The organism is Idiomarina sp. (genome assembly GCF_048260185.1).
In the GTDB taxonomy this organism is placed as follows: domain Bacteria; phylum Pseudomonadota; class Gammaproteobacteria; order Enterobacterales; family Alteromonadaceae; genus Idiomarina.
This window is the reverse complement of sequence record NZ_JBLXHB010000001.1, coordinates 1,143,058-1,163,033: the sequence shown is the minus strand read 5'-3', so window position 1 is coordinate 1,163,033 and position 19,976 is coordinate 1,143,058. Positions and strand designations below refer to the sequence as shown.

Here is a 19,976-nt window from a genome sequence, read left to right as displayed (position 1 = left end):
GAAGTATTTGATCGGGTATTACAGCCAGCTTCGGCCGCATCAGCATAATAATGGCTTGAGTCCGAATCAGGCAGAGCAAAAATACTGGATTAACTATAAACCGGTGGCTAGTTTTTCTTGACCACTACAGTGATGCTTACTATGGTGTCATCTGTGTTATAGAAAGGTTAAAAATAACTTGTCTATTTGTAAAGATTTGTATATCTTCTGACCGCCTAGCTTGTAGTAAACACTTCAATATTTCCCACAGGCTAAGAAAATTAAAGGCAAACTGCACCGAAAGGGCAGGACGCAAAGCCGCTGGTCTAATAACTTTTCTATGAAAAGTGGATGACGGCAGTGGCTGTATTAACTTAGTCGAATTTCTTGAACAATTGTGAACCTAATATGAACCGTTATATAAAACCTATTTTACTGGCTTGTTTTAGCCTGTTGTTGCTTAATGCCTGCGCTCAAACTTCAACAAAGACCTATCCACACAGTGATATTGAAATAAAATACTCAGTTCGCCACTTTGAGGCGGACGTTATTCAGTCAGTTCCGGAGTTTGAAGGTGATTACCTAAGCCGTGAACAGCTTGAAACAATAACAAAAACAAAATTTATTAACTTGCTGAAAGAGAATGACTTATTGGCTGAAGAGGGCGATGTCAACGTGGTCGATCTGGACATTTTTGTTGATTATTCGCGCCGTTTTGTTGGCGATGCAACGCCTTTTCCTGTTGAAAAGATGCTCTCCCCAATAATTGCGCTGCATGAAGCCAGCTATTTAGGTGACGTAGCCATTCGTAAAAACATCAATCGCGGAATGACGCTGAAAGGCATTTCTACCGGCCTTATTGGTGATAATACGGAATTAGAACGTGCAGCTACGGGGGCTATCGCCAATAGCCTGATGGAGCGTCTGCAAAACCTGAACCAGTACGACCGCAATGCGTTTGCGGCTATGACTGCCGGTATGACAGATAAGCAGATTGAACAGAAGCGACGTTATACCCAGAAGCAGACCCCCACCAAAGCTCAGCCTCCAGGGCTGGCATCGGATCAATATTTGCCTGAAGAACTCATCCAGCAGTATCTGACGCGGTTAGCAGAAGGAAGCAGAGATGAACGTATTGATTTCTATAAGCAGCTGGTTGGTGAATGGAATAACAGCTCAGCAGTGTATGATGTGATAAATGCTACAGTCTTAGCCGGCTACGAGAGCACCAACTCGGACACGACAGAGGAAGTTATATGGGCTTCTAAGGCTCTGGCATATTCCGGTTTAGAGCGCTATCGGTCTACTCTGGATGCAGTAATGAATGATAATGCTCCGGAAAGGTTGAAGAACTATGTCGAAGGTTATCTGGAGACGATGACTGTTCGCACGAAGCAGGCCAAAGTGGTTCACGATGTTTCGACCATGTACCCTGAATTAGACTGGCAGACGAATCAGCTGATGAACATGTTAAACAGCAGCGATAAGCAGTTACGGGGAAATGCCGCACAAACTATTTATAGAGAGCATCTGAATAATGAACGGTTGTTAGATGAGATTAGCGATATCCTTCGTCAGGAAGCTAAGATACCGCGTAACCGTTATGTTGGATTCTCTGACTTCTATGCCTGGAATTGCCGGGTTCTGGGAAGTTCCGGTAATGTTAAGTACAAAGCCCTTCTGACGGATTTAGCCGAGAATGCCTATAGCCATAAAGTACGGGAATACGCTGACGAATTTGCCGATGAATTGTGAGTATTGAAAATGGCGTCCCCGGCAGGAGTCGAACCTGCGACCTTTCACTTAGGAGGCGAATGCTCTATCCAACTGAGCTACGGGGACGTGCCGCGAATTATGCCAGAAGCTGTCGCGGGTTTCACCCTCAGTTAACCGGCACGACCCAGTCGTTCACCTGAACGTTATGCAGCATGTTTCCTTTCGTCAGCTTAGCGACGGCGGTGGACTGCTGCACCTGGGACACCTCAACTTCAAATTCACTGACCTGCCATTTCTGGCGATAACGTCCCTGGTCGTCGGTAAAGTGGCTGGGTTGCACAATTTTCAGCTTGTCACCCCGTTGTACTCCGTGTTTTTCGCCTAAGTTGAATTGAAGAGTGTTTTCATCAACGGCAATAATTCTCGCTCGTACGGGTTTGCAGACTACCTGTTCTTTTACGCCGGAAGCTAAGTCGCGCAGGCCGCTATCCAGTGCTGCACCAAAAGGTTCATTCCAGAATTGTGCGGTGGCAACATCGACGTCGGTGGTGCGGTCAAAGGTCCAGGGTTGGGTGTTTTCAACTCGTGCCCGGGTTACTAGCTGTCCGGTGGTGGCATCGAGAAGGTAAAGTGTTAATGCATAATGGCGGTCGGGGTCGCTGGACCAAAACCAGCTAGATTTTGTGTCCATCATGGCCAGGTCGTCGAACATGCCGAAAATAACAAACTGACTGTCGTTGGCTAAACCAATGCTGCGGGACATACGACCTAATTCTTCCAGATTCAGGCCGCTGAGAGCTCGGTCTAAACCGGCGTGACGGTGCAGGGTGTGGGCAATCTGCAACTGGCTGCCAACACCGCCTAATTCACGGGCTAAACGCTCGGCCGCAACTTTGCCTATTTCCCAAATTTGTCCCCAGGTACCATGGGCGCGGTCGCGCAGCTCAAATGGTACAACGGTCACGGAATTTTTGTAGCTGCTGCGGGTGCAGTCGCCTTCGCGGTTCCATATGTCCGCGCGAAGCAGAACAATAACGCGGTCGTCACGTACTTCTTCGCGAACTATGGTCACCTGGTCAACGTTCCCTTGGCTATTCCACTGGGTTTCGGTGTTTTGTAAAACGCCGTCTACCACTTGCTGAATACTGGAGATGTTACCACCCGAGGTTAATAATGCCTGCTGAAGGGCGTTTTCTATGGCTTTTTCGCGTGCGGCATTGGTATCACCATTAATAATGCGGGCAGTGCCCTGAGCTTCCACCCAACGCGCCTCGCTTGGCATAGCAATAAAGAAAACAGAGGTGATAAGTAGCAGGGTTTTCCAGTTCATGGTGTTAATGCATCCCAAGTGTCAGTTTTTAGTCGTTACTTTACTATCGGAATTAACTGCAAAAACCCTGCCATGTTTAACTCAATAAAAGTGGAGCTTAATAATAGACAACGCGTTTCACTTTCTGCTGACGGTTGGTGCTTTGATACAGGCGGTGAACCTTTTCAAAATCAAGGCGTAACTCCGTTGCATAGTAGTCGCCCACGGTATAGGTCTTAACCACTTCTGCGCCACGAATAACTCCGTCTACAGAGGCCTGAAAGCTGTCGCGGTTTAAAGCCCAGTCTTCCACTGAGCTACTACCGGCAATGCGCTGGCCATAGACTTGTTCAGCAAGCTCGCGGTAAGCGGCTAACTTAGAGGCGCGCATGGCGTTTAAGTCTTTTAGCTGTGCATTTTCGCCTTGCTGAGTCTCAATAGGGGCGTAGCCAACCGCATTCAGCACTGGAAATTCACTTGGGGTTTGGGTTTCCCATTCAACGTGCTTTTGATCGTACACAATTTTGTTGTAAGCACTACAGCCACTTAATAACAGCGCAGATGCAAGTAGAGCGAAAGAGAGTAAATGCTTAGCCATAACGACCTCTGATTGAACAAAGTACTTATGGTTATAACGGCTGGACTGGCAAAATCTTTAGCGGATTTTACCTTTACTATTGTAGGTAAGGGTGTCTTTTCGTGCGGACTGTAAAATGGACTGTTTTAACTGCTCAATACTGTTTAGCGTTGACTGCACCACGCGTTCATTAACCTGACTTTGATGTTGAACGTCAGAAAGGGTGGCCTTAATGGCAGCAACCGCTTCAGCTAAGTCCGGGTCGTCTTTTAACTGTTCGTTGTCCGGGTGTTGAGCCAACTGCTGGTCGAGTTCGCTAATATGGATAAGCGTCTTTTCTTTGGCGTCGGCAATAGCATTAACATCGGCGTGTTGGCGCTCGACAATGGCATTAAGCTCACGTTGTTGTAGCAACGCAAGGTTTTCCAGCGAGTCTGCCATATCCTGTAATATCTCGTTAACAGGCGCCAACACGGTCATTATTCGTTGCTGCCGTTACTGAACAGGTCAGACTCAAACTGAGCCAGTTTGTTAGCCAGTTGTTCAACGTTAATTTTGTACGAGCCGCTTTCAATATCGGCTTTAATTTTATCAACTTTGGCCTGGTCAATGCCGCTGCTGTTCATTGCTTTTTCCTGTAAGCCACTCAGTTGTTGCGCTTCGCTGGTTAACGAAACGGCCTCACCACCTTTTTGCGAAACCGCAGCAGGCTTCGCCGGAGCATCGCTCTGTACTTGACGATTGCTGGATTTGCTATCAATGTTGGCATTTTTCAGCCCGGCATTGTTAATGTTAATTGACATGGTTTTTAGCCTCGCTAGATAATATGTCTCGGTTACTTATCGACCACACTTAAAAATACTTTAATAAAAATTTTAGCACGTAGCCTGACGTTCACGTCAGGTTCTGGTTAAGCATTTTATAAATTAACAGTCACTTCATTTAGTCCTGTGACAACCGCTTGTATTGATTTGTTCGAACGTGCGTTCTCAACAACAACCGATTCACCTTTGAGACCATCAGCCAGGGCTCTTCCGGCAGCAGTAATGCGCAAAGTTTTATCTTGCGCAACTATTGTAACGCTTTGCCCCTCACATACAAGACATGTCTCGCTGGCGCTTATTGCCTGACCCGCGGCTACGCGTTTTTTAATACGCGCTCCAACCAAAGCTGTCATATCGGTAAACACATTTGAGCGAACCCGGTTAAGGTCGACTTCGGAAAAGACTAAATCACTTTCGCTTATCATTTGGCCCGGCGCCATAGGTGAGGCCGCGGTAACAACATTTTTGTAGCGATAAATACGCACGGGCACATAGGTACGCCAGTTAATTTTTCCGACACACTCAATTTCAATGGTGGTGTAGCTGTCGAGGTTGGCGTTAGTTGCCAGGCCTACTTTTGGTGGCTGCGAGCAAATTTTGGGAGCCATGCGCGGGTCGAGATTATTGGCAACCACTTCCACACGACCATTATCCGGTGCCGACACCCGCTGTTCTACATAATTATGAGCCAGTTCCTGTAACGCTTTGTAATTAAAGCGCAGGCTTTCTTCCGAGCCTCTGGTTTCTGCGTTAACGGAATTAAAGCTACAAGTTATAAAAAAAATCGAACTGATCAGCAGTGATTTACGTATTATCATAAAAATTCCTGATGTTATCCGTTAAGGTTATCTGGTCGAGTGCCGAAAAAAACGGTATAACGTCAAAAGATCGGCAGTTCGATGGTTTCAGTATGGTTAATGTAGATACAAGCAAATACCGTGCCGAAGTAGAAGTAGCCTGCCACATAACAGGAGTGAACAATGGCTAGCATTCTCGATTCAGTGAATCAACGCACACAAATGGTCGGTCAGAACCGGCTGGAACTATTAATGTTTCACCTAAACGGTAGGCAGCGCTTCGGCATTAACGTATTTAAAGTACGCGAAGTATTGCCATGCCCTAAACTTACCGCAATGCCTAATCGTAACCCTCTGGTTCGTGGCGTTGCGCATATCCGTGGTCAGGCTATATCTATTATTGACTTGAGTATGGCGACCGGTGGTCGGGCGCTAACCGATATTCAGAATCGTTTCGTCATTATTGCTGAGTACAACCGAACCATTCAGGGCTTTTTGGTTGAAGGGGTTGATCGCATCATTAACATCAACTGGGAAGATGTGATGCCGCCGCCCAAAGGTACCGGAAGAGATGCGTATCTTACCGCGGTAACCAAAGTGGAAGATGAATTAATTGAAATTATTGATGTGGAACGCATTTTAGCTGATATTATGCCGGCTAATATGGATGTCAGCGAAGAAGTTGCGAATGCACCTATCAATGTTGCAAAAGAAGATTTAACCATTTTGATTACGGATGACTCTTCGGTTGCCCGTAACCAGATAAAACGTGCATTGCAGTCTTTGGGTATTACGCTCGAAGTTAAAAAGAACGGTAAAGAAGCTTTAGATTACTTAAAAGATAAAGCTAAGGAAGTGGGGGGCTTAGTTCATCCTCATGTGCCCGTTCTGGTTTCCGATGTAGAAATGCCGGTGATGGACGGTTACACGCTTACCGCTGAATTGAAGGCTGATCCAAATTTACGCGATATTCATGTTATTTTACATACATCATTGAGTGGTGTGTTTAATCAGGCTATGGTGAAGAAAGTCGGTGCCGATGATTTTATTGCAAAATTTCATCCGGATGAGCTGGCGACCGCCGTACAAAAATGGCTGAACACAGAAGTTATTGCGTAGCCTGATGCTATTGCATCAGGTGCGATATTCGACCTGCCGTTGAACGTCAGGCTGCGGTCTCGGAGCAAACTTAGGTGCCGGGTAAGAATATTGAACCTGACGTAAACGTCAGGCTACGAAACGAATGAAACTGAAACGGAAGTTGTTTATATAACGTGATAGATCGCGAATTAAGTTTATCGGAATATCAGGAATTTCGTCAGTTCCTTGAACATCAATGCGGTATCGTATTGGGTGAGAGTAAACTGTATCTGGTGAAGAGTAGGCTGAGCCCTTTAATGGGCCGGTTTAATGTCGATTCGCTCGCGGAGCTTGTAAAGCGCTCAATGAAGCTAAGTGAGCGGGCTTTACGAGCAGCGGTTATTGATGCCATGACAACTAACGAAACCTTGTGGTTTCGTGACACTTACCCGTTTGAAATTCTGAACGACCGTATTCTTCCGGAATATAAAAATCACACCGGGCCTTTAAAAATTTGGTCTGCAGCCTGTTCCTCGGGGCAGGAACCTTATTCTATTGCCATGACGTACTTAGAGTATAAGGCGAAGAACCCGGGTGGGTTAAGAGCCGGTATAAAAGTTACGGCGACCGACATTTCTAATAAAGTGCTCGAGCAATGTGCTATTGGTGAATACGATAGCCTGGCTCTTGCGCGTGGTTTGTCGGCTGAGCGTAGAAAGAAGTTTTTTACGGACGCCGAAACTAAAGCCGGCTCCATGAGAGTAAAAGACGAGCTGAAGCAGTTTATTCATTTCCGTCACTTAAACTTGCTGGACAGCTATTCTTTGTTGGGCAAATTCGATGTTATTTTTTGCCGCAATGTTCTTATTTACTTTGCTCCTGAAGTAAAGCGGAAAATTATTGCCCAATTCCGGCAATCACTGAACCCTGGCGGTTATCTTTTCCTTGGTGCATCCGAATCAATTTCAGGACTTACTGAGGATTTTGAGATGATCCGCTGCCAGCCAGGCATAATTTACCGAAGAAAATAGTTTCCTGCAGGAAATGTCCGCCTGAAAAAGTAATAATCCCTCCTTAAATTGGCACACTTCCTGCATTGTCTTCACTATCGAACACTGTGGAGACAAAAATATGGCACTTTCCATGGACAAGCTTATGGGAATACAGCAACACACGTTGGGTGTACGCACTCAGCGCGCGGAGCTTATTGCCAACAATATTGCCAATGCCGACACCCCCGGCTACAAAGCTAAAGGTCTGGACTTTCAGCAGGCGTTGCAACAAGCGCAACGCGGTATGGAAAACCACAAAATGGCGCGTACTCACGAAAAGCATTTCAGCGTTGAAATTAAACCTCAGGGAACTGAAAAGTTCCGCGTACCCACGCAACCGGATACCGGCGATGGCAACACCGTTGATGTGCAGTTGGAACAAAACTTGTATGCACAAAATGCGTTGGAGTATGAAATGACCATGAACTTTCTTGACGGCCGCATCAGCGGTGTGAAGAAAGCCCTGGGCGGACAAGGGAGATAATAAGTCATGAGTCTTTTTAACATTTTTAATGTGTCGGGTTCGGCCATGAGTGCTCAGTCAGTACGACTGAATACAACAGCCAGTAACTTGGCAAACGCTAACTCAATTAGCAGCAGTATTGATGAGACCTATCGGGCCAGAAACCCGGTTTTTGCGACAGCTTTAGCCGATGCTAAAGGTGACTATCGCGGTAATAGTCTGACGAATCAGACTCAGGCGGGTCAGGAAGCCGGTGTAAAAGTACTGGGTATTGTGGAAAGTCAGGATCCGCTGCAAATTGAATATGCGCCAAACCATCCTATGGCTGACGAAAGCGGTTATATCTACCGTCCAAACGTCAACACCATGGAAGAAATGGCGAACATGATTTCGGCTTCGCGTTCCTACCAGACAAACGTGCAGGTAGCGGACACTGCCAAAACAATGACGCAACGTTTATTACGTCTGGGTCAAGGGTAAGCAGGAGATAACAAATGGAAGGCGTAAGCACTAATTCCTATATCGACAACATGAAGTGGAAGAAAGAAGACGATGCCAGATATGCTGATCCGGATGAACGGAGCAAGCTTGAGCAGGAAGACTTCTTTAAGCTGCTAACCGAGCAGTTGAATATGCAGGATCCGTCTAAGCCGGTCGAAAATGACCAGATGATTGCTCAGATGACCAGTTTCACTATGGCAGAGGGAATTACCGGGCTTTCTGAGCGGTTCGACCAATTTGCCAGTGATATGACGTCAAACCAGGCGTTGCAGGCTTCGACTATGGTTGGCCGTAAGGTTTTGGTGCCGACTGACCAGGCTAACCTGGAAACTGGTGCTGGTATTACTGGCATGATAGCCACGCCGCAGGCGGCACAGAATGTGAAAATTAATATTAAAGACTCGACGGGTGCAACGGTGAAAACCCTGGAGCTTGACGACATGCCTGCGGGAACTAAAGAGTTTGAGTGGGACGGAACGATGTCGAACGGAGACGAAGCTCCGGCCGGAAATTACTCCTTCTCGGTGAATGCTCAAGTAGGCGGCAAAACCGAAGAACTTCCCATACAGATGCACGCTCGTGTGCAAAGTGTCAGCACCGGCGGTGACCGCGGTGTGGTTTTAAATCTTAAAGGATTAGGTGGCATCAAGCTTTCTGATGTGACTGAAATTAGCTAACAGGTGAGGTGACTTATGTCATTTAATATTGCACTCAGCGGTATCAACGCATCACAAAAAGACTTAGATGTGACCGCAAATAATATATCGAACGTAAAAACGACCGGCTTTAAACAGTCGCGGGCAGAATTTGCCGACGTTTATGCTACCAGCATTTTTAATGCGGGTAACACTAAGGTGGGTGACGGTGTTTTGACATCTTCGGTTGCTCAGCAGTTTAGTCAGGGGACTCTGGACTTTACTGAGAACTCGCTGGATATGGCTATTAGTGGAAACGGCTTTTTTGCGACTACTGATGGACTAGGTTCTCGTGACATGACTTACACTCGTTCAGGCGCCTTTAAACTTAACGAAGATAAATTTATTGTCGATAATCAGGGTAATTACTTGCAGGGCTATCAGGTTGATCGCAATAGCGGTACAAATTCCTCTACTGCATTGGCAACGACTCAGCCTATCCGTATTCCGGACGTTGCTGGTGCACCACAAAGCACAGATAACATCTTTACTGCTTTTAACGTAGATGCTCGTCGTTCTCCAATTGATGGAACGGCTAATCCCTTTGATCCGGAAACACCAAGTACTTATCACAGCTCAACCTCTGCGACTATCTATGATTCACTAGGTGAATCTCATACTTTGTCAACTTATTATGTAAAGCGCGGCAACAACCAATGGGATGTTTATGCGACCTTTGACGGCGACGAAATTGATTTAAGTCCGACCGGTACCGCGACATCGACACCAGCGGCAAGGAACTCTGTTAACGGCTATTCAGGTTTGGAAATAAACTTTTTAGGAAGTGGTGAGCCGGACGTGCCAGCAGGACAAATAACATTTGATCCGGGTTCTATTGACTTATCTGGTAATAACGCTGATGGCGACCCCTACCTGGATAATGGTGCAGACGCCCAAACGGTTCAGTTCAACTTCCAGGATTTGAGCGGAACAACAAGTCCCACACAGTTTGCTTCTGATTTTGAAGTAACCAACCTGGATCAAGATGGTAGCACGGTAGGTCGTCTGACCAACGTGGATATTGATAAATCGGGCTTAATTGCCGCAACCTACTCTAATGGTGATGTCCAATACTTAGGACAGGTTGCGATTGTCCGTTTTGCTAATGAGCAAGGCTTGACCCAAATTGGTGGTACAAAATGGCGTGAAAGTATTGACTCCGGTGAACCTTTAGCCGGTGAAGCCAATACCGGAACATTCGGTGGTATTGAAGCGTCAGCACTGGAAAACTCAAACGTTAACCTGACCAAAGAGCTGGTTGACCTGATTACTGCTCAGCGTAACTTCCAGGCGAACTCGCGTTCACTTGAAGTTAATAACACCATTAATCAGACTATTCTTCAGATTCGATAATAACTGCTGGTTACTGATTAACAAAAGGCGCCTTCGGGCGTCTTTTTTGTTTTTGGCACGAAATCTGCATTGTCTTAATAATAAACCGCAGGTGACAAAATTTTGGCTGGAGGTCAGCTATGGACAAGATGCTATGGGTAGCGATGAGCGGCGCGAAAGAAAATATGAACGCTGTCGCTGTTCGTGCCAACAACCTTGCTAACGCCAATACCACGGCGTTTAAAGGCGACTTGCAACAGGCGCGGGCTATGCAGGCCTTTGGTGAAGGTTTGCCAACACGGGTATTTTCTATGACGGAAAGCCCCGGGCAAAATTTTGCCAGTGGAGCAATACAGACAACCGGCCGGAATATGGATGTTGCCATTAAAGACCAGGGCTGGATTGCCGTCGATGATGGCAACGGCAATGAACGTTATACCCGCAATGGTAGCCTGGAAGTGGGTACTGATGGTCTGTTGAAAAACTCCAATGGAAAAACACTTCTGGGCGACAATGGCCCTATATTTGTGCCAATGCCGATAGACGATTTAGTTATTGGAGCAAACGGCAATGTGTCAATACGCCCCATGGGCGCTCCCGTCGATGCCATGGAAGTTGTAGGCCGGATTAAATTAGTAAACCCGCCGAACGGCAATATTGAAAAGGGTAATGACGGCTTGTTTAAGTTAAAAGACGACCAACAGGCCATTGCCGATGCCAACGTAAAACTGCAAATTGGCGCTCTGGAAGGCAGTAATGTGAACAGTGTCGAAGAAATGACGCACATGATTGCTCTGCAGCGTCAGTACGAAATGAACGTCAAATTAATGAAAACGGCCGATGAGAACGCCCAGCGTTCTGAGTCGCTGATGAGAATCAGCTAAGCGTAGCCCAGGAGAAAGACCATGAACCCAGCATTATGGATAAGTAAAACCGGATTGGACGCGCAGCAGCGCGATATTTCAGTTATTTCTAACAACCTGGCTAACTCCAGTACCGTCGGCTTTAAAAAGAGCCGGGCGGTATTCGAGGACTTGTTGTACCAGAACATTAACCAGCCGGGCGGGCAGTCTGCGCAGGACACCGAGCTACCTAACGGTTTAATGCTGGGTGCCGGTACCAAAGTTGTGGCAACGCAGAAGTCTCATACTCAGGGCAACGTGCAGACAACCGACAACTCGCTTGACGTGATGATTGACGGTAAAGGCTTTTTCCAGGTGTTAATGCCGGATGGCAATATTTCCTATACCCGTAACGGTCAGTTTTCACTGAATGAGGAGGGTGAAATGGTGACGTCGGGTAACGGTTACACCATTGAGCCGGCTATTCAGATACCGGAAGACGCGATGTCGGTCAGTATTTCACAAGAAGGTGAGGTTACTGTCACGCAACCCGGTAACCCCGATAACGTAGTGGTTGGGCAGCTTAATCTGGTTAATTTTATTAACCCGGCCGGCCTGCAGCCTATGGGTCAGAACCTTTACAAAGAAACCGCAGTAAGTGGTGCACCTTTAGAAGCGGTTCCAGGCGTTGACGGAATGGGTAATACCATTCAGGGCGCACTGGAAACCTCAAATGTGAATGTAACTGAAGAGTTAGTGAATTTAATTGAAAGTCAGCGTGGTTACGAGATGAACTCGAAAGTGATTTCATCGGTGGATCAGATGCTGAGTTACATTAATCAGCAGCTTTAATTGTTGTCGTCATTAAATAATAACGGGTGAGTTTATGCGTTTTCTACTTTTTTCTTTAGCAGCAGTGGTTTTAGCCGGTTGTGTACAAACACCGCATAAACCTATGCCGGATGACCCATATTACGCACCCGTATTGCCGGAAGAGCGTGCTCAGCCGGTGGTACCAACGGGCTCTTTATTTCAGGATGCTTACGCGGATAATCTGTATTCGGATATTAAAGCCCGCAGACTGGGCGACATTATTACCGTGACGTTGCAGGAGCAGACCACAGCCAGTAAAACGGCTACGACGGAAACGTCAAAAGAAAGTACTGCAGAATTAGCGGCGCCGACGGCGTTTGGACGTGATATTACCGTAGGCGGCAACCCATTGTCTGCCGGTATAAACGGAACCCGTGAGTTCAATGGCGATGGCAGCTCTGATCAAAGTAATCAGTTAAACGGTGAAATTACTGTAACGGTTATAAAAGTGCTGCCGAACGGCAACTTGATTGTTCGCGGTGAAAAGTGGATGCGCATTAATACCGGTGATGAATACATTCGTTTAACCGGTATGATCCGCCCGCAGGATATCACTGCCGCTAACCAAATCCCGTCAACTCGTGTCGCCAATGCACGCATTGAGTACTCGGGTACCGGCAGCCTGGCGCAGGTGCAGGAGCAGGGTTGGTTAACCCGCTTCTTTAACAGCCCAATATGGCCATTCTGAGGAGTAAGGCATGAGAACGCTTAAAATTTTTGCGCTGGCGGTAAGTTTAATTTCTATGCTGGCTGCTCCTGTTCAGGCTTCACGGATAAAAGACATTGCCTCGGTGCAGGGTATTCGCGATAACCAATTGATTGGATACGGCCTGGTAGTAGGCTTACCCGGAACCGGTGAGCAAACGCCTTTTACTGACCAGACTTTTCGTACCATGTTGGGTAACTTCGGCATTAATATTCCGGCGAATGAGCGCCCTAAAATTGATAACGTTGCGGCGGTTGCCGTACACGCCGATTTACCTGCCTTTGCAAAACCCGGACAAAAAATTGATGTGACGGTGTCTTCCGTCGGTAGTGCCGACAGCCTGACCGGCGGTACTTTGCTGCAAACCTTTTTGAAAGGGGCTAATGGTGAAGTTTACGCGGTTGCACAGGGCAGTTTAATTGTAGGTGGTCTGGGGGCTGAGGGTAACGACGGCTCTCGTATTGTTATTAATACGCCGACGGTAGGCCGTATTCCCGGCGGCGGTGTGGTTGAGCGTGAGGTACTTTCCGGTTTCGGTTCGTCTGACTACTTCACCTTTAATTTGCACCAGTCCGACTTTACAACTGCTAAGCGCATGGCTGAGACCATCAATAATTTAGTTGGTGACGGTGCTGCTCAGGCGGTAGATGCAACTTCAGTACGGGTAAGGGCGCCCCGGGATTTAAGTCAGCGGGTAAGCTATATGTCCACACTGGAGAACCTGGAAGTGCAGCAGGCTTCTGCAGCCGCAAAAATTATTGTGAATTCGCGCACCGGAACTATTGTGGTTGGTCAGAATGTTGAACTGAGACCAGCAGCCGTAGCGCACGGTAATATGCAGGTGACTATCGCGGAAAATGTCAATGTCGATCAGCCGAATCCATTCGCCGATGGCGAAACAGCGATTACTCCTCAGAGCATTATTGACGTAAATCAGGAAGATGCGCGGATGTTTGTGTTCCAGCCCGGAACTACTTTGAATGACTTAGTGCGAGCGGTGAATCAAATTGGTGCAGCCCCGGGTGACATGATCGCTGTGCTGGAAGCATTGAAACAGGCCGGTGCGTTATCCGGTGAACTCATTGTTATTTAACGGCAGTTAATAATATGACGGTTTCAGACTCTCATCTAAAACAAGCGCAACACGCTATGGATACCCACAGCCTGGACGGGCTGCGGAAGCGTGCGTTTAAACCCGATGACAAAGAAGCGCTGATGGAAGCCGCGCAGCAGTTTGAAGCTATATTCCTGAACATGGTCATGGGTAGTATGCGCAAAGCCAATGCGGTGTTTGAGGAAGACAATATGCTGGATAACCGCTATACCAATATGTACCGCGATATGTACGATCAGCAATTAACCTCAGAGTTGTCTAATCAGGGAAGTCTGGGCCTGGCTGAGCTGATGGTAAAACAGCTGGGTGGTGACGATAGCTACGTTCCGTCGTCTATGAACCGTAGCGGCGCGAACCTTGATGACCCGCGCATGAAGAACCGTGCCGACATGAGCACTCAACTGAGTGATCAAGGAGGTATTGACGCAGGTTTATATTATGGGAATCAGCGAGTTAATACCGCGAAGCTAAGTGACGGGAACGCTACTTTTGACTCACCGCAGAGTTTTATTGCTGCATTAAAACCTCATGCTGAACGAATTGCGAAAGAGGCCGGCTTGAACCCTGACGTTTTAATGGCGCAGGCTGCGTTGGAAACCGGCTGGGGTAAACGTTTAGTGCCCGGACGACACGGTGGCTCCAGCAATAATTTATTCAATATAAAAGCCGATACGCGTTGGGATGGCGATAAGTCTCATGTGAGTACGCTGGAGTTTGACGGCGAAGTTGCCCGTAAAGAGCGCGCAGCGTTTCGCTCTTATGCCAATGTGGAACAGAGCTTGCAAGACTACGTCGACTTTATTAAAGAGCATCCGCGTTACCAGCAGGCTGTACAAGTAGCTGATGATCCGGCGCAGTACGTGGAAGCTTTGCAAAATGCGGGTTACGCGACAGATCCTCAGTATGCACAGAAGATTCAGTCGGTATTAAACAATCCGGCTTTTGTTGATAAAGAAATTTAGTGGTGCCGCAGGCGGCAAAAAATTGCCGTTCAAACTAAATAATATTCGCTAGGTGCCGATAACGGTCACAGAGTAACTGGAGAGTCATTGATGAGTTTTGACTTATTAAATATCGGTAAGAACGGCATATTAGCGCATCAGCAAAGCCTGCAAACCACCGGTAAGAACATTAATAATACGAACACGGACAGTTACGTTCGCGAGCGCACCGAATACTTCGAGTCTTCATACGGTGGGCTGGAGCGTGTGCGCGTGCAGCGGATGATTGATCAGTTTGCCAACCGCCAGTTGCGTACCGATATTTCAAAGGTCAACTATTATGAAGCGAACCTCCAGCAGGCTGAGCAATTAGACACTTTACTTGGTGACAGCACCACTAACGTGGCTTCCTCTGTAGAGAGCTTTTTTAATACCTTGCAGGACGCCAATAATGACCCCGGGTCAGTTACTGCCCGGCAGTTAGTTCTTGCCGAAGCCGACGCTATGGTAACGAAGTTTAACGACTTTTCCAGTTACCTTGATGACCAAAAAAGCATTATTAACGACAGGCTTAAGCTGTCGACTGACCGTATTAATTCAATATCAGAAAATTTAGCCGAACTGAACTCAAAAATTCAGTCATCGGCCGGTAAAAATAGTAGTAACGGTGATATTAACGCCTTATTGAATAAGCGTGACGAGCAGCTGCGGGAGCTTGCCGAGCTAGTGGAGTTTAGTACCGTAGAACAAAAGAACGGTGCTATCGCGGTTAACCTGAAAAATGGTCAGCCATTAGTTCTGGAAAATGGCCGTTTTAATGCGGTTGCAGTGAAAAGCAATCCGGATACTGAGCGCTTAGAGATGGTTCTTAAAAAAGAGCACAGCGGCGGAAGCGTCAGTGAGTTTTATGTGCCAACCGATGAAGTCGGTGGTTCTGTCGGTGGTTATCTGGAATATCGCGATGAAGTGTTAATGCCCACGCAAAAACGTTTGGGGCAGCTGGCCGTGCGTATTGCGGACTCACTAAATACCCAGAACCAGAAAGGCATGGATCTGGATAATCAGTTAGGCAGTAAAATTTTCGATTTAGCAAAAACCGAGTCGCAAGCAGTGCCCTATTCTGAGAATACTGGTACTGGTGAAGTTATTGTTAGTGTATTAGAGGGAAACAGTAAGTCGTTTCCATCTGAAAACCTACGTATTACTAAAACAGGTAACCCGGACGAATATGAGATAGTTCCGGTGAACAGCGACGGTACAGTGGTCAGCGGTGCTGATACCATCACTGTTACTCAGGCATCACCCGGCTCAGTAGATATTGTTGAGTTGGGTATTTCTTTAGACCTTTCCGGGGCTGCGAACGCTGGTGACCAGTTTCTGGCAAAGCCAGCTGAAGGTGCGGCCTCTGAAATCAGTTTAGCGATAAGAAGACCAGAAGATATTGCTCTGGCCAATCCTATTCGGGTAAAAGACGGGCTGGATAATCAAGGCGCAGCGGCTATCGAAATTAATTCAATTAATACGCCGGACGACTACTATGATACGGCAAATAACACCTTGCTTGGCAGTGCTCCTGCTCGCATAGAAGTCACTGGCCAGACAGGTAATGCTTATGACCTGGAAGTTTTTGATAAAGACGGTAACAGCATAGGTACTATTACCGGAACTACCGATCTTAATGGTATTTTGGAGCAGGCAGGTTTAGCTGACCCGGACTATGAGGTCGATATTAACGGCGAGCCGGCTGTTGGCGACGAGTACACTATTGAATATAACACCAACGGCTTTGATGATAATAGTAACGGGCAGTCCATGGCCGACTTGCAGCGTCAACAGTTAGTTCGTCGTTCCGGTGGGGAAGAAGCAGAACCTACTATGACTTTTAACGAAAGTTATGGGCGTCTGGTGTCCGACGTGGGGAGTCGGGTGAGTCAAAACCGTGTATTGCGGGACTCAGCCGAAGCGATAAAGTCACAAACTGAGGCGCTTTATGAATCGCAATCGGGAGTGAATTTGGAAGAAGAAGCTGCCAATCTTATTCAGTATCAGCAAGCTTATACTGCGTCTGCCAGAATCATTACAACGTCGCAAACCATTTTTGATACGTTGCTGACGTCCTTGAGGTAATAACTATGCGTTTAAGTACAAACTTATTTTTCCAGCGTGGGCTGGACAGCTTACAAACCTCTCAAAGTCAGTTGGATAAAATTCAGCTGATGCTGACTAAGCAAACTAAGATATTAAGCCCTGCCGACGACCCGATTGGTAACTCGCAAGTGTTGGCACTGAATGAAAAAATTGGCCAGAACGAGCAGTTTGATCGTAACTCGGTAACCTTAGAAAACAACTTGCGCCGCGAGGAAAGTGTCTTAAACAGTATTACCGAAGCAATTCAGAAAGCGCGTACCCTGGCTGTGCAGTCGGGCAATGCCAGTTATGATCAGACAAACCGAAAAGCGATTGCTTCCGAGTTACGGAATATAGAAAGTTCTATTTTTGATTTGACTAATGCTCAGGATGAGTCGGGTGAGTACATCTTCGCCGGTTACCAGAATCGGACCCAGCCGATGGAATTTGATGATGCGACTCAGTCGTATCAGTATGTCGGTGATCAGGGGCAACGTACTATTCAACTGTCACCAACGCTCTATTTGCCGGCCAATGACCCGGGTAACAAGGCGTTCTCAAATGTATCTAAGCGAGTTGATTTTGAATTGACTGGTGGTAATGACTTTATTGAAAAAGTGGAAGTAACAGACCGTGATGCTTTAATTGCCGATACCGAAACGCGTATTGGCGCTGGTGACCCGACAGACTTTACCGTTAACTTTACCGGGCCTGATACTTATGAAATTGATGATGGTGTAAACCCTGTTGTTGCCGGTACTGTGACTGATGGTAAAGTCGAATATAACGGTATGAGCCTGGAGCTGGATAAAGATAACATGCCAGTAGCTGGGGATTCTTTTAGCTACAGCATAGGCGAGCCTGTCTCCCGTAATTTACTGACGCAAATTGGTGATCTTGCCGATGCTCTGGAAGCATCAGGACCAGAAAGTAAAGGTTTTCATGAAAGCGAAATTGCCTTTGCTTTGGACGACTTTAATACCGTTATAGGTGACCTGACTGATACTCAGGCATCGGTGGGTGCCCGTTTGAATGTTATGGATAACGCAAAACTCAGTAACGCTGATATTGAAATTGTGAATAAAAAAGCGCGATCGGATATTTCTGACGTAGATTACTCTGAAGCGATGACCGATTTAGTAAAAAACGAAACCATTTATTCAGCCGCTCAGCAGATATTTACTCGTGTCAGTCGCTTGAGCCTGTTTGATTATATCTGACCAATGTTGCGTAGCCTGACATTCATGTCAGGTGAGATTAAACCCGGTGTATGTAGCCTGACATTTATGTCAGGTCATATATCCATCCTGACGTAAACGTCAGGCTACGCAACAAATATCTACCCCACATAAAAAAATTTAAAATTTTTCAAAAAAATCCTAAAGCTCCCCAAACCCCGGCCGATACCCTTTGTGAGAGGAAACTTTAACCAGGCGAAACACGAAGCCGAACACTTCCTCCAGCTTGGCAACAACGAATGAATCCAAGCTTAGGCCAGAAACTGAGGAGCATTATTATGCCATTATATGTAAACACTAACGTCAGCTCATTGAACGCACAGCGTCAGCTGATGGGCTCAGGTAACTCGCTTGACCAAGCATTTCAACGTTTGTCGTCAGGCTTCCGTATCAACAGCGCTGCAGATGATGCTGCAGGCTTGCAAATTTCAAACCGTTTAAGCTCTCAGGTTAACGGCTTGAACCAGGGTAACCGTAACGCAAACGACGCTATCTCTATGGCGCAGACTGCTGAAGGTGCACTGGACGAATCAACAACTATCTTGCAACGTATGCGTACACTGTCTATTCAGTCAGCAAACGGCTCTAACTCAGATGTTGACCGTGGCGCGCTGCAAAAAGAAATTGGTAACCTGCAACAAGAGCTTACTCGTATTGCAGAAACTACCAGCTTTGGTGGTAAAAACTTGCTTGACGGTAGCTTCGGTACTGAAAAATACCAAGTAGGTGCTAACGCAAACGAAACTATCTCTGTTAGCCTTCGCGACGTAGGCTCAAACGCTATTGGTAACAATAAAGTTACTGGTGCTGGTGGTACTCTGGGAACACAAACAGCGACAGATCGAGCTGATTTCACTGTAGGTTTGACTGCTGGTGATATCACTTTAGGTGGGCCTGATGGTAATGCTGTTATCGGCGTAACGGCTACTGATAAAGCAATGGATATTGTTAGTAAAGTTAATGCTGCTGGTACAGGTGTTACGGCTTCTACAGAAGTTGAAGCTAAAATTACTAACTTCCAGAGCACCGACGTTGGTACGTTAAGCATTGGTGATGATAGCTTTGACCTGGCTAAATACAACGGCTCATTGACTAAGTTGTCAGAAGACTTAGGTAAGGCAGGTATTGACGCAACGGTTGATAATGGTGAGCTAACCATTAATGCACAAGATGTTAACGGTGTTCAGATTACGGGTGGCGTAGCCGGTAACACAGTTACATTAGCTGGAGCGACAGGTGCAGGTGTAGTTGTTGATGATGCAGGCACTGGAAGCGTTATTGTTGATGCTGAAGTACAGCTTGAATCACGTGACGCATTTTCTATCACTAACGATGGAACAGCTGATGAAACTGAAATATTTGGTGCTAGCGCTTCAACTCTAAGTCAAGTTGGCCAAATTGATATCAGTACTTACGATGGTTCGCAAGACGCTTTGGGTACAATTGATGCAGCGATTGCTCAGATCGATGCGCAACGTGCTGACTTAGGTGCGGTTCAGAACCGTTTCCAGTCAACGATTCGTAACCAGTCTAACATTGCTGAAAACCTGGAAGGTGCGAAGTCTCGAATCAAAGATGCAGACTTTGCTGCTGAAACTGCAAAACTGACTCAGTCTCAGATTCTGCAGCAGGCATCACAGACTATTCTGGCGCAGGCTAATCAGCGTCCACAGGCAGCGTTGTCACTGTTAGGTTAATAATTACCTTACAAACATCTCATTATAAAAACGGAGCTTCGGCTCCGTTTTTTTATGCCTAAAATAAAACTTTTGCGCTAAAATGAGCTGGTTAAAAAAACTTCAAATAAAAG

20 protein-coding genes, 1 tRNA gene, 1 pseudogene and 1 riboswitch are annotated in these 19,976 nt (G+C 46.7%); of the genes and pseudogenes, 16 read left to right on the top strand and 6 right to left on the bottom strand.

Going from position 1 to position 19,976, the window contains the following annotated elements; translation table 11 throughout:
• Window positions 1–255: 255 nt before the first annotated feature.
• A riboswitch (cyclic di-GMP riboswitch) is annotated at window positions 256–351 on the top strand.
• Window positions 352–387: 36 nt separating this feature from the next.
• Complete coding sequence (locus ACN0RF_RS05715; RefSeq protein ID WP_417438317.1) at window positions 388–1,734, top strand: hypothetical protein; 1,347 nt, start codon at window positions 388–390, stop codon at window positions 1,732–1,734.
• Window positions 1,735–1,744: 10 nt separating this feature from the next.
• Here the strand turns inward: ACN0RF_RS05715 and ACN0RF_RS05710 are convergent.
• The 6 genes from ACN0RF_RS05710 to flgA all read right to left on the bottom strand — a co-directional run bounded on the left by ACN0RF_RS05710 (window position 1,745) and on the right by flgA (window position 5,223).
• A tRNA-Arg gene (locus tag ACN0RF_RS05710) sits at window positions 1,745–1,821 on the bottom strand.
• 40 nt (window positions 1,822–1,861) lie between these two features.
• Window positions 1,862–3,025, bottom strand: a complete 1,164-nt coding sequence (locus tag ACN0RF_RS05705; RefSeq protein WP_417438316.1) for a flagellar assembly protein FlgT — start codon at window positions 3,023–3,025, stop codon at window positions 1,862–1,864.
• A gap of 97 nt (window positions 3,026–3,122) precedes the next feature.
• Window positions 3,123–3,602, bottom strand: a complete 480-nt coding sequence (locus ACN0RF_RS05700) for an LPP20 family lipoprotein (protein ID WP_417438315.1) — start codon at window positions 3,600–3,602, stop codon at window positions 3,123–3,125.
• Between the two features lie 57 nt (window positions 3,603–3,659).
• Window positions 3,660–4,061: a flagellar export chaperone FlgN gene (gene flgN, locus ACN0RF_RS05695; RefSeq protein ID WP_417438314.1), complete on the bottom strand. Its 402-nt coding sequence runs from the start codon at window positions 4,059–4,061 to the stop codon at window positions 3,660–3,662.
• Entirely contained in the window at window positions 4,061–4,384 is a 324-nt protein-coding gene (gene flgM, locus ACN0RF_RS05690; protein ID WP_011234402.1) for a flagellar biosynthesis anti-sigma factor FlgM, read from the bottom strand. The genes flgN and flgM overlap by 1 nt, the downstream gene beginning before the upstream one ends.
• Before the next feature lie 116 nt (window positions 4,385–4,500).
• Window positions 4,501–5,223 (bottom strand): flagellar basal body P-ring formation chaperone FlgA, encoded by a 723-nt coding sequence (gene flgA / locus ACN0RF_RS05685; protein ID WP_417438313.1) that lies wholly within the window; start codon window positions 5,221–5,223, stop codon window positions 4,501–4,503.
• Between the two features lie 162 nt (window positions 5,224–5,385).
• Here flgA and ACN0RF_RS05680 point away from each other — a divergent pair, with 162 nt between their 5' ends.
• The 15 genes and pseudogenes from ACN0RF_RS05680 to ACN0RF_RS05610 all read left to right on the top strand — a co-directional run bounded on the left by ACN0RF_RS05680 (window position 5,386) and on the right by ACN0RF_RS05610 (window position 19,863).
• Window positions 5,386–6,321, top strand: a complete 936-nt coding sequence (locus tag ACN0RF_RS05680; RefSeq protein ID WP_034819609.1) for a chemotaxis protein CheV — start codon at window positions 5,386–5,388, stop codon at window positions 6,319–6,321.
• A 155-nt stretch (window positions 6,322–6,476) separates the two neighbouring features.
• Window positions 6,477–7,313, top strand: a complete 837-nt coding sequence (locus ACN0RF_RS05675; RefSeq protein ID WP_286823488.1) for a CheR family methyltransferase — start codon at window positions 6,477–6,479, stop codon at window positions 7,311–7,313.
• A 100-nt stretch (window positions 7,314–7,413) separates the two neighbouring features.
• Window positions 7,414–7,818, top strand: a complete 405-nt coding sequence (flgB, locus tag ACN0RF_RS05670; RefSeq protein WP_110012774.1) for a flagellar basal body rod protein FlgB — start codon at window positions 7,414–7,416, stop codon at window positions 7,816–7,818.
• A 6-nt stretch (window positions 7,819–7,824) separates the two neighbouring features.
• On the top strand, window positions 7,825–8,277 hold the full coding sequence (gene flgC, locus ACN0RF_RS05665; RefSeq protein WP_034819615.1) for a flagellar basal body rod protein FlgC: 453 nt from the start codon (window positions 7,825–7,827) through the stop codon (window positions 8,275–8,277).
• Between the two features lie 14 nt (window positions 8,278–8,291).
• Window positions 8,292–8,975, top strand: a complete 684-nt coding sequence (gene flgD, locus ACN0RF_RS05660; RefSeq protein WP_417438312.1) for a flagellar hook assembly protein FlgD — start codon at window positions 8,292–8,294, stop codon at window positions 8,973–8,975.
• 15 nt (window positions 8,976–8,990) lie between these two features.
• Entirely contained in the window at window positions 8,991–10,346 is a 1,356-nt protein-coding gene (gene flgE / locus ACN0RF_RS05655) for a flagellar hook protein FlgE (RefSeq protein WP_417438311.1), read from the top strand.
• Between the two features lie 119 nt (window positions 10,347–10,465).
• Complete coding sequence (locus tag ACN0RF_RS05650; protein ID WP_417438310.1) at window positions 10,466–11,209, top strand: flagellar basal body rod protein FlgF; 744 nt, start codon at window positions 10,466–10,468, stop codon at window positions 11,207–11,209.
• Window positions 11,210–11,230: 21 nt separating this feature from the next.
• On the top strand, window positions 11,231–12,019 hold the full coding sequence (gene flgG, locus ACN0RF_RS05645; RefSeq protein WP_034819627.1) for a flagellar basal-body rod protein FlgG: 789 nt from the start codon (window positions 11,231–11,233) through the stop codon (window positions 12,017–12,019).
• A gap of 34 nt (window positions 12,020–12,053) precedes the next feature.
• On the top strand, window positions 12,054–12,728 hold the full coding sequence (gene flgH / locus ACN0RF_RS05640; RefSeq protein WP_034819631.1) for a flagellar basal body L-ring protein FlgH: 675 nt from the start codon (window positions 12,054–12,056) through the stop codon (window positions 12,726–12,728).
• Between the two features lie 10 nt (window positions 12,729–12,738).
• The gene (locus ACN0RF_RS05635; protein ID WP_417438309.1) at window positions 12,739–13,839 is read left to right on the top strand and encodes a flagellar basal body P-ring protein FlgI; all 1,101 of its coding nucleotides are present in this window, start codon (window positions 12,739–12,741) and stop codon (window positions 13,837–13,839) included.
• Window positions 13,840–13,853: 14 nt separating this feature from the next.
• The gene (gene flgJ / locus ACN0RF_RS05630) at window positions 13,854–14,822 is read left to right on the top strand and encodes a flagellar assembly peptidoglycan hydrolase FlgJ (RefSeq protein ID WP_417438308.1); all 969 of its coding nucleotides are present in this window, start codon (window positions 13,854–13,856) and stop codon (window positions 14,820–14,822) included.
• 90 nt (window positions 14,823–14,912) lie between these two features.
• Window positions 14,913–16,928 carry a flagellar hook-associated protein FlgK gene (gene flgK / locus ACN0RF_RS05625; protein ID WP_417438307.1) on the top strand — a complete coding sequence of 672 codons (2,016 nt, stop codon included), beginning with the start codon at window positions 14,913–14,915 and terminating at the stop codon, window positions 16,926–16,928.
• 5 nt (window positions 16,929–16,933) lie between these two features.
• Window positions 16,934–18,148, top strand: coding sequence for a flagellar hook-associated protein FlgL (flgL, locus tag ACN0RF_RS05620; protein WP_417438306.1), 1,215 nt, complete (start codon window positions 16,934–16,936; stop codon window positions 18,146–18,148).
• Between the two features lie 257 nt (window positions 18,149–18,405).
• Window positions 18,406–18,855 (top strand): annotated as a pseudogene (locus ACN0RF_RS05615) (flagellin); the annotation flags it as partial.
• A gap of 249 nt (window positions 18,856–19,104) precedes the next feature.
• On the top strand, window positions 19,105–19,863 hold the full coding sequence (locus ACN0RF_RS05610) for a flagellin (RefSeq protein WP_417438328.1): 759 nt from the start codon (window positions 19,105–19,107) through the stop codon (window positions 19,861–19,863).
• Window positions 19,864–19,976: the final 113 nt, after the last annotated feature.

Bases quoted from the DNA above. Each gene is read 5' to 3' on its own strand.
- ACN0RF_RS05715 (WP_417438317.1), top strand. From the start codon at position 388: ATGAACCGTTATATAAAACCTATTTTACTGGCTTGTTTTAGCCTGTTG.
- ACN0RF_RS05705 (WP_417438316.1), bottom strand. From the start codon at position 3,025: ATGAACTGGAAAACCCTGCTACTTATCACCTCTGTTTTCTTTATTGCT.
- ACN0RF_RS05700 (WP_417438315.1), bottom strand. From the start codon at position 3,602: ATGGCTAAGCATTTACTCTCTTTCGCTCTACTTGCATCTGCGCTGTTA.
- flgN (WP_417438314.1), bottom strand. From the start codon at position 4,061: ATGACCGTGTTGGCGCCTGTTAACGAGATATTACAGGATATGGCAGAC.
- flgM (WP_011234402.1), bottom strand. From the start codon at position 4,384: ATGTCAATTAACATTAACAATGCCGGGCTGAAAAATGCCAACATTGAT.
- flgA (WP_417438313.1), bottom strand. From the start codon at position 5,223: ATGATAATACGTAAATCACTGCTGATCAGTTCGATTTTTTTTATAACT.
- ACN0RF_RS05680 (WP_034819609.1), top strand. From the start codon at position 5,386: ATGGCTAGCATTCTCGATTCAGTGAATCAACGCACACAAATGGTCGGT.
- flgB (WP_110012774.1), top strand. From the start codon at position 7,414: ATGGCACTTTCCATGGACAAGCTTATGGGAATACAGCAACACACGTTG.
- flgC (WP_034819615.1), top strand. From the start codon at position 7,825: ATGAGTCTTTTTAACATTTTTAATGTGTCGGGTTCGGCCATGAGTGCT.
- flgD (WP_417438312.1), top strand. From the start codon at position 8,292: ATGGAAGGCGTAAGCACTAATTCCTATATCGACAACATGAAGTGGAAG.
- flgE (WP_417438311.1), top strand. From the start codon at position 8,991: ATGTCATTTAATATTGCACTCAGCGGTATCAACGCATCACAAAAAGAC.
- ACN0RF_RS05650 (WP_417438310.1), top strand. From the start codon at position 10,466: ATGGACAAGATGCTATGGGTAGCGATGAGCGGCGCGAAAGAAAATATG.
- flgG (WP_034819627.1), top strand. From the start codon at position 11,231: ATGAACCCAGCATTATGGATAAGTAAAACCGGATTGGACGCGCAGCAG.
- flgH (WP_034819631.1), top strand. From the start codon at position 12,054: ATGCGTTTTCTACTTTTTTCTTTAGCAGCAGTGGTTTTAGCCGGTTGT.
- ACN0RF_RS05635 (WP_417438309.1), top strand. From the start codon at position 12,739: ATGAGAACGCTTAAAATTTTTGCGCTGGCGGTAAGTTTAATTTCTATG.
- flgJ (WP_417438308.1), top strand. From the start codon at position 13,854: ATGACGGTTTCAGACTCTCATCTAAAACAAGCGCAACACGCTATGGAT.
- flgK (WP_417438307.1), top strand. From the start codon at position 14,913: ATGAGTTTTGACTTATTAAATATCGGTAAGAACGGCATATTAGCGCAT.
- flgL (WP_417438306.1), top strand. From the start codon at position 16,934: ATGCGTTTAAGTACAAACTTATTTTTCCAGCGTGGGCTGGACAGCTTA.
- ACN0RF_RS05610 (WP_417438328.1), top strand. From the start codon at position 19,105: ATGGATATTGTTAGTAAAGTTAATGCTGCTGGTACAGGTGTTACGGCT.